The sequence below is a fragment of the Companilactobacillus huachuanensis genome, assembly GCF_005404815.1.
GTDB classification, from domain to species: domain Bacteria; phylum Bacillota; class Bacilli; order Lactobacillales; family Lactobacillaceae; genus Companilactobacillus; species Companilactobacillus huachuanensis.
On sequence record NZ_BJDF01000022.1, the window covers coordinates 24,032 to 30,856 of the forward strand.

Consider the following 6,825-nt stretch of genomic DNA (forward strand, 5'->3'; position numbering starts at 1 on the left):
CACCACCGGGCGCGTTTGGAGACTTTCCGGTCTGTGGAAAGTCTTCAAACCGAGATGAGAGACCGCATTTCAGGCTTGAATCGGTCCGCATAGCAGGTGAATATTATCGTTCCTGGAGACGGCAAACCCTATTCACATTTATTCTTAAAATTATTCAAATAAGTCATCTTTGACTTCATGCCTAAATTATCTAAATCGGCTTTCGGAGCTAATATAGGTAACTTGATATATTTATCCAAAAAGATTGCTAAGAGGGTACCCATTGGACTATCATCAAAGTTTTCAAATGAAAGTTCCAATCCAGGATGTCCTTGGCTTAAAATTGTTGGTTGAACTCTGAGAATCTCTTCGCCACCCTTAGTGACATGGTATTTGGAAGCGACTAGGTTACCGACGACGTTCCAATTAGCTTGGCTGAGATAAACATATTTTAAGTCGATCATTGGCAAAGCATTGATAGTGGCTTTTTCTTCGCCGTTGATTTCGATTGAATAAATTTTTAAAAAATTATTTTTAAGCTTTATTTCACCAATTAACGTATTTAAGCGATTATATAATTTAATCAAAAAAGGATTGTCTTTATCACGTGAAGCAATAAAGGTCGTTTCCTTGTTCTGATTTGCAACGACAAGAATATTACCAACTGCCAAATCTGCTTTTCGAATATAAAGTTCCATCAACTAACCTTGGTTCTGATTATCAGCTATAGTTTGCTCAATTATTTGAGCAACGCCATCGTTGATATTACTGTCAGTTTGAACTTGTGCAATTTCTTTGATTGCAGGGATGGCATTAGCCATGGCAACACCGACTCCAGCACTCTTGATCATTGAGTAGTCGTTTAAATTGTCACCGATAGCCATGATTTCTTCTGGTAAAATATTCTTGTTATCGGCGTATTGTAAGAGGGCAATTCCTTTTTGTGCGTCGATACTGTTAACCTCTACGTTGTTAGGTGAAGATGAAGTTGGAACAACATCCTTGATGGTCTTGGTAATTTCTTTTTTCAAAGGTGCAAGAATTCTATGTTCATGTTCGTTAAATGCAATTAATTTCATAATTTGATAGTCATCATTATTGAGAACACCATCGTAATTATCAACGAAGTTCATTGGCATCATTTTGACACGTTCTTGTGTGTCCTTGAGTGCTTGTTTATAAGATGTTCCAGGATTTAATTTAACGAGTAAATTAGCCAAGTTAGTAACTCGTGCCTCACGGTCGTTTGAAAAAATACCTTTGTCAGTGATGACCTCGAAATAAACATTGTATTTGTGGAACAATTCAATAACTTTGTTTTGAGCCTCTCTAGAAAGGGGATTACTTGAAATTAACTTTTCTTTGGGGTCAAAGACTTCTGCCCCATTTAAAGTGATGAAACCAGGATGAACATGATTTTTCAAAAATGGTTTGGCCTCACTCAACCCACGTCCAGTCGCAATTAGAAATTCGATACCGTTTTTTTCAGCATCTTTGATTGCTTGGATATTACGGCTGGACACCTCCATCTTCTCATTTAGTAATGTACCATCCATATCGGATGCGATTAATTTAATCATAAAGTTTCCTCCGAATGCGTTATGCTATAAATGAATGTTACCATATTTTACGTAGTTTTATATCAAAACAGGTAGGTGTAAATTTGAAAAACTTAATAAAAAACGATTGGCAGGAAGTTTTAAATAGTGAATTTGACAAACCGTATTATGAGAAGTTACGGGAATTTCTTGTAAACGAGTACAATACTGAAACTATTTATCCAGAAATGCATAAAATTTTTCAAGCTTTTGATTGGACCTCATTTGCTGAAACCAAAGTTGTGATTTTAGGACAAGATCCCTACCATGAACCCAATCAAGCAATTGGTTGTAGCTTTGCAGTTGCACCTGGAATAACGATTCCACCGTCATTGCGTAATATTTATAAAGAATTGCAAGATGATCTTGGTTGTACACCAGTTACTCATGGTTATTTGAAGTCCTGGGCTCAACAGGGAGTTTTATTGTTGAACTCGGTTTTGACAGTTAGACGTGGTCAAGCTAATTCGCACAAGGGACAAGGCTGGGAAGAATTGACCGATTATGCGATTCATGCTTTATCAGAGCGTGGTGGAGTTGTCTTCCTATTATGGGGCAATGCGGCCAAAAGTAAGATTCCTTTGATTGATGAAACTAAGAATACAATTATTTCATCAACTCATCCTAGTCCATTTGCGGCTCGTTATGGCTTCTTTGGCTCCAAGCCATTTTCTAAAGCAAATCAAGCACTTTTAAACTATAATGAAGAAGAAATTAATTGGCAATTACCTGAAAGTGCCGATGAAACGGAGGAAAAGTAATGGATTTATTTGACAGCCTAAAGAGTAAAATTGACGGGAAAAATTTGACAATTGTTTTCCCAGAAGGTGAAGAACCTAGAATTCTAGGTGCCACCACTCGATTAGTTAAAGAAAATATTTTGAAACCTATTTTAATTGGTAATCAAGCTGAAATTGAAAAGATTGCTGCTGAAAAATCATTTGATATCACTGATGTTGAAATTATTGATCCTAAGAAATACGCTGATTTTGAAACAATGGTTGAAAAATTCGTGGAACGTCGCAAGGGTAAGAATACTAAAGAACAAGCAGAAACAATGTTGCTAGATAACAATTATTTTGGCACAATGCTAGTTTATATGGGCAAGGCTGACGGAATGGTCTCTGGCGCTATCCACTCGACTGGTGACACGGTTCGTCCTGCGCTTCAAATCGTTAAAACTGCTCCAGGTAACTCTAGAATCAGTGGATCATTTATTATGCAAAAAGGCGACGAACGTTATATGTTTGCTGACTGTGCTATCAATATCAATCCTAATGCTCAAGAATTGGCTGAAATTGCCGTTCAAACAGCACAAGATGCAAAATTATTTGATATTGACCCTAAAGTTGCTATGCTAAGCTTTTCAACTAAAGGTAGTGCTAAGAGTGACGATGTTACCAAGGTGGCCGAAGCAACAGAAATTGCTCACAAATTAGCTCCTGATTTGGCATTAGATGGTGAATTACAATTTGATGCCGCCTTTGTTCCAAGTGTCGGAGCTCAAAAGGCTCCTGGTTCTAAAGTTGCTGGTCAGGCTAATGTTTTTGTCTTTCCAGAACTACAATCAGCTAATATTGGCTACAAGATTGCTCAAAGATTTGGTGGCTTTGAAGCTATCGGACCTATTTTGCAGGGTCTTGCTAAACCAATTTCTGATTTATCACGTGGTTGTAATGAAGAGGACGTGTACAAATCAGCTATTTTAACGGCCGCTTTAGCACTTTAAGGAGAATTTATGCTTGAATATCAATTAACAACTCATTCATATGAGGATACGGAAAAATTAGGCGAGAAGATTTCCAAGCTGTTACAGGCTGGTGATGTTGTCGTTTTGAATGGTGATCTTGGTGTTGGTAAAACTACTTTGACTCGTGGGTTGGCTCGTGGTTTGGGAATCAAGCGTAACGTAAAGAGTCCAACTTTTACATTGATTCGAGAGTACAAGGATGGTCGCGTACCACTCTATCACATGGATGCATATCGTTTGGAAAGCAGTCCGGATGAAGATCTAGGTTTTGACGAATACTTCGAAGGTGACGGCATTACCATTGTCGAATGGCCACAATTTATTAAAGATGAGATCCCTGATGAACACATTTCAATCAATATCAAACGTTTGTCTGATACTGACCGAGAAATTACCTTTAAGCTGCACGGTGGAACATTTAATGACCGTGGTTTCGGTGACTTAGCATGAGTGAACAATTAAAATTACGTGAAGCAATTCCTAATGATGCCCAAAGTCTGTTAGATTTTTTGAAAAAGTCTAGTCAACAGAGTGATTTTATTTCATATGATGATATGAAGGATGTCAAGGTTTCTGATGAGGAAATTAGCTTAGATGCAATCTACCGCTCTGAGTACGACGAATTAATTGTGGCCGATTTTGATGGTCAATTTGTTGGGTATTGTCGGTTAGAAAATTCCGATGACAATAAAGTCGAATTTGGTGTCGTTGTTGATAAAGAGTTTTGGAATAACGGCATCGCTTCATATCTCTTAGAAGATGCTCTCGATTGGGCATCCGATGCACCTATAAAAGAAATATTTTTGGAAGTATATAAAAATAACCCAGTTGCCATCCACATTTATCAAAAATATGGCTTTACAACTGAGTCTGAAACTGAAAAAACATTAATAATGAAAAAGATGGTTTAGCTTGTTAGCTTAACCATCTTTTTTATTTGTTCTGTTCCGAATTGCTGTTCAGTTCGTAGAAGAATCTCCGCACAAGCTACACTATCTGCCAGAGCATTGTGGTGATTTTTCAAGTCAATATTCAACTCATCAGAAACGGTATTTAACTTGTGATTAGGAAATTGCGGATAAAATTTTCGACTTGTTCGTAAGGTATCGATTGTTAAATACTTTGGAACCATAATCCCATAATTTGATAAAGTGTTTTTTAGAACGCTGTTATCAAAACTGGCGTTATGGGCCGCAACCAAGTGACTGTTGTCGAATAGAGGACTGATATGAGTCCAAACTTGATCAAATGTTGGGGCATCGGCGACATCTTCAGGTTGGATATGGTGAATCTGAATATTTCGAGGACTGAAGTATTCGCGTGGATTGATCAGTGTGTAAAAACTGTCGACAATTTGACTGTCACGAACTAAAACTAGAGCCAGCGAACAGGCACTGCTACGACTACCATTGGCAGTTTCAAAATCCATAGAAACAAAATTCATTAACTATTCTCCTTTAATATCTAAATCTAATTCAATCGGACAGTGATCTGATCCGAAAACATCATTGAGTATATCGGCGTTATTAATTAAATCTTTGCCATTTTGAGAAACAACAAAGTAGTCAATACGCCAACCGGCATTATTCTTGCGTGCATTGAAACGATAACTCCACCATGAATATTTGATTTCATCGGGATGAAGCAATCTGAAACTATCGATAAAGCCACTATCTAAGAGTTCCGTAAATTTATCTCGTTCTTGATCGGAAAATCCAGGGTTCTTGTGATTGCTCTTAGGATTCTTCAAATCAATTTCTTCATGAGCAACGTTTAAGTCACCACATAGAACAACAGGTTTATTAGACGACAATTTTAACATATATGCTCTTAAAGCATCGTCATAACGCATCCGATAATCAATTCTTTTTAAATTTGGTTGTGAGTTTGGGGTATAACTGTTGATTAAGTAAAAATCAGGGAATTCGAGCGTGATAGTTCGACCTTCATCATCAAATTCTTCAATATCAAGACCTTGTTTGAAGCTGATAGGTTCTTGTTTGGTAAAAATGGCGGTTCCTGAATATCCTTTTTTTTGAGCATAGAAGAAATATTGATGATAACCATCCAAATCAAGGTCAATTTGGCCTTCTTGAAGCTTGGTTTCTTGAATACTAAAGACGTCAGCATCCAATTCTTTGAATATTTCAGCAAAATCTTTTTTAACCACGGCACGTAAACCATTGACGTTCCAAGATATAAGTTTCATAAAATCACCTCGCAAATATTATAGCATTATTGTTAGGCTTGTTAATTCGTTATGTATCTAACTATGTGATAAAATTATACAGTAAGTCTTAGTAGCAAAAGGATGATGAATGTTGAACTTTCCAGTTGAAAAATTACCAAATATTGAATTTAAATTAGATGAACCTTTAAGTAAATATACCTTTACCAAAACCGGCGGTCCGGCTGACGTTTTAGCATTTCCTAAAACACGTGAAGAACTTGTTGAAATCATTGACACAGCTAGAGTCAACAAAGTTTCTATCACCGTGATCGGCAACGCCAGCAATTTGATTATTAAAGATGGTGGGATCAGAGGCATTGTAATTATTTTGCCTAACTTCCACAAAATCGAAGTTTCCGAAACCAGCGTTACAGCCGAAGCAGGCGCTACAATCATCAACACAACGATTGAGGCCCAAAAAGCTGGTTTGACCGGTATCGAATTTGCGGCCGGAATTCCTGGAAGTGTCGGTGGTGCAGTCTTCATGAATGCAGGTGCCTATGGTGGAGAAATCACTGATGTCTTTGAATCGGCGGAAGTTCTGATGCCAGACGGTCGAATAACAACATTAACACATGAAGATATGCAATTTGGCTACCGTCACAGTATCGTTCAGGAAAATGGGGGCATCGTTATAAGCGCTACGTTCACACTAAAACGTGGCAATAAAGATGCCATTCAAGAAGAGATGGATCGATTGAATGCGTTGAGACGTTCCAAGCAACCATTGGAATATCCTTCATGTGGAAGTGTCTTCAAACGTCCAAAGGGTCATTTCACAGGTCCGTTGATTATTAAAGCTGGACTTCAAGGTAAGATGGTCGGTGGAGCCCAAGTATCAATGAAACACGCCGGTTTCATAGTAAATATCAAACATGCAACAGCAACCGATTATTTGAATCTAATTCATTTGATCCAAAAAACTGTTAAAGAAAAGTTTGATGTCGAATTAAAAACAGAAGTCCGTATTATTGGTGAAGATGTCGATTCAAGTCGTCACTGATTTAGTTATTTTGAATATTGTATTATTTTGACCAGACGAATGAATTGATCTGGTCATTTTCTTAATTAATCGATAAATCCCGTTTTTTAATTGTTATATAACTGAAATTTTAAAAAACAATTTATTACAGAATAACTAGTGGAGCATAGCTCTCACTTTTATATTTTGATATAATCAATTCAAAAAAGGATATATTTTATGAAATCAGATATCAGACCTGTTAAACAACACATCAATCTTTCCGATGATCAAGTTAGTCGTTTAC

At 37.1% G+C, this 6,825-nt stretch carries 9 protein-coding genes; 5 read left to right on the forward strand and 4 right to left on the reverse strand.

The window, feature by feature from the left end:
• Positions 1 to 128 precede the first annotated feature (128 nt).
• Both FFM71_RS11350 and FFM71_RS11355 read right to left on the reverse strand, forming a co-directional pair.
• Positions 129 to 677, reverse strand: coding sequence for a hypothetical protein (locus tag FFM71_RS11350; RefSeq protein WP_137612267.1), 549 nt, complete (start codon positions 675 to 677; stop codon positions 129 to 131).
• A 3-nt stretch (positions 678 to 680) separates the two neighbouring features.
• Positions 681 to 1,559 carry a Cof-type HAD-IIB family hydrolase gene (locus tag FFM71_RS11355; RefSeq protein ID WP_137612268.1) on the reverse strand — a complete coding sequence of 293 codons (879 nt, stop codon included), beginning with the start codon at positions 1,557 to 1,559 and terminating at the stop codon, positions 681 to 683.
• An 83-nt stretch (positions 1,560 to 1,642) separates the two neighbouring features.
• Between FFM71_RS11355 and FFM71_RS11360 the strand changes: the two genes are divergently transcribed.
• From FFM71_RS11360 to FFM71_RS11375, 4 genes are read left to right on the forward strand one after another with little or no spacing between them, the layout of a single operon-like run.
• Positions 1,643 to 2,338, forward strand: coding sequence for a uracil-DNA glycosylase (locus tag FFM71_RS11360; RefSeq protein ID WP_137612269.1), 696 nt, complete (start codon positions 1,643 to 1,645; stop codon positions 2,336 to 2,338).
• Positions 2,338 to 3,306: a phosphate acetyltransferase gene (gene pta, locus FFM71_RS11365; RefSeq protein WP_137612270.1), complete on the forward strand. Its 969-nt coding sequence runs from the start codon at positions 2,338 to 2,340 to the stop codon at positions 3,304 to 3,306. The genes FFM71_RS11360 and pta overlap by 1 nt, the downstream gene beginning before the upstream one ends.
• A gap of 9 nt (positions 3,307 to 3,315) precedes the next feature.
• The gene (tsaE, locus tag FFM71_RS11370; RefSeq protein WP_137612271.1) at positions 3,316 to 3,777 is read left to right on the forward strand and encodes a tRNA (adenosine(37)-N6)-threonylcarbamoyltransferase complex ATPase subunit type 1 TsaE; all 462 of its coding nucleotides are present in this window, start codon (positions 3,316 to 3,318) and stop codon (positions 3,775 to 3,777) included.
• Positions 3,774 to 4,238 carry a GNAT family N-acetyltransferase gene (locus FFM71_RS11375; RefSeq protein WP_137612272.1) on the forward strand — a complete coding sequence of 155 codons (465 nt, stop codon included), beginning with the start codon at positions 3,774 to 3,776 and terminating at the stop codon, positions 4,236 to 4,238. Before tsaE ends, FFM71_RS11375 begins: the two co-directional genes overlap by 4 nt.
• On the opposite strand, the gene FFM71_RS11380 is transcribed toward FFM71_RS11375, so the two are convergent.
• Together FFM71_RS11380 and FFM71_RS11385 are read right to left on the reverse strand one after the other, a co-directional pair.
• Positions 4,235 to 4,771 carry a 3'-5' exonuclease gene (locus FFM71_RS11380; protein ID WP_137612273.1) on the reverse strand — a complete coding sequence of 179 codons (537 nt, stop codon included), beginning with the start codon at positions 4,769 to 4,771 and terminating at the stop codon, positions 4,235 to 4,237. The genes FFM71_RS11375 and FFM71_RS11380 overlap by 4 nt on opposite strands.
• Before the next feature lie 3 nt (positions 4,772 to 4,774).
• Positions 4,775 to 5,536: an exodeoxyribonuclease III gene (locus FFM71_RS11385; RefSeq protein WP_137612274.1), complete on the reverse strand. Its 762-nt coding sequence runs from the start codon at positions 5,534 to 5,536 to the stop codon at positions 4,775 to 4,777.
• A gap of 109 nt (positions 5,537 to 5,645) precedes the next feature.
• Between FFM71_RS11385 and murB the strand changes: the two genes are divergently transcribed.
• Positions 5,646 to 6,560 (forward strand): UDP-N-acetylmuramate dehydrogenase, encoded by a 915-nt coding sequence (gene murB, locus FFM71_RS11390; RefSeq protein ID WP_171000560.1) that lies wholly within the window; start codon positions 5,646 to 5,648, stop codon positions 6,558 to 6,560.
• Positions 6,561 to 6,825 lie beyond the last annotated feature (265 nt).

Coding starts and splice junctions, on each gene's coding strand:
- murB (WP_171000560.1), top strand. CDS start 5,646: ATGTTGAACTTTCCAGTTGAAAAATTACCAAATATTGAATTTAAATTA.
- FFM71_RS11350 (WP_137612267.1), bottom strand. CDS start 677: ATGGAACTTTATATTCGAAAAGCAGATTTGGCAGTTGGTAATATTCTT.
- FFM71_RS11355 (WP_137612268.1), bottom strand. CDS start 1,559: ATGATTAAATTAATCGCATCCGATATGGATGGTACATTACTAAATGAG.
- FFM71_RS11380 (WP_137612273.1), bottom strand. CDS start 4,771: ATGAATTTTGTTTCTATGGATTTTGAAACTGCCAATGGTAGTCGTAGC.
- FFM71_RS11375 (WP_137612272.1), top strand. CDS start 3,774: ATGAGTGAACAATTAAAATTACGTGAAGCAATTCCTAATGATGCCCAA.
- FFM71_RS11385 (WP_137612274.1), bottom strand. CDS start 5,536: ATGAAACTTATATCTTGGAACGTCAATGGTTTACGTGCCGTGGTTAAA.
- pta (WP_137612270.1), top strand. CDS start 2,338: ATGGATTTATTTGACAGCCTAAAGAGTAAAATTGACGGGAAAAATTTG.
- tsaE (WP_137612271.1), top strand. CDS start 3,316: ATGCTTGAATATCAATTAACAACTCATTCATATGAGGATACGGAAAAA.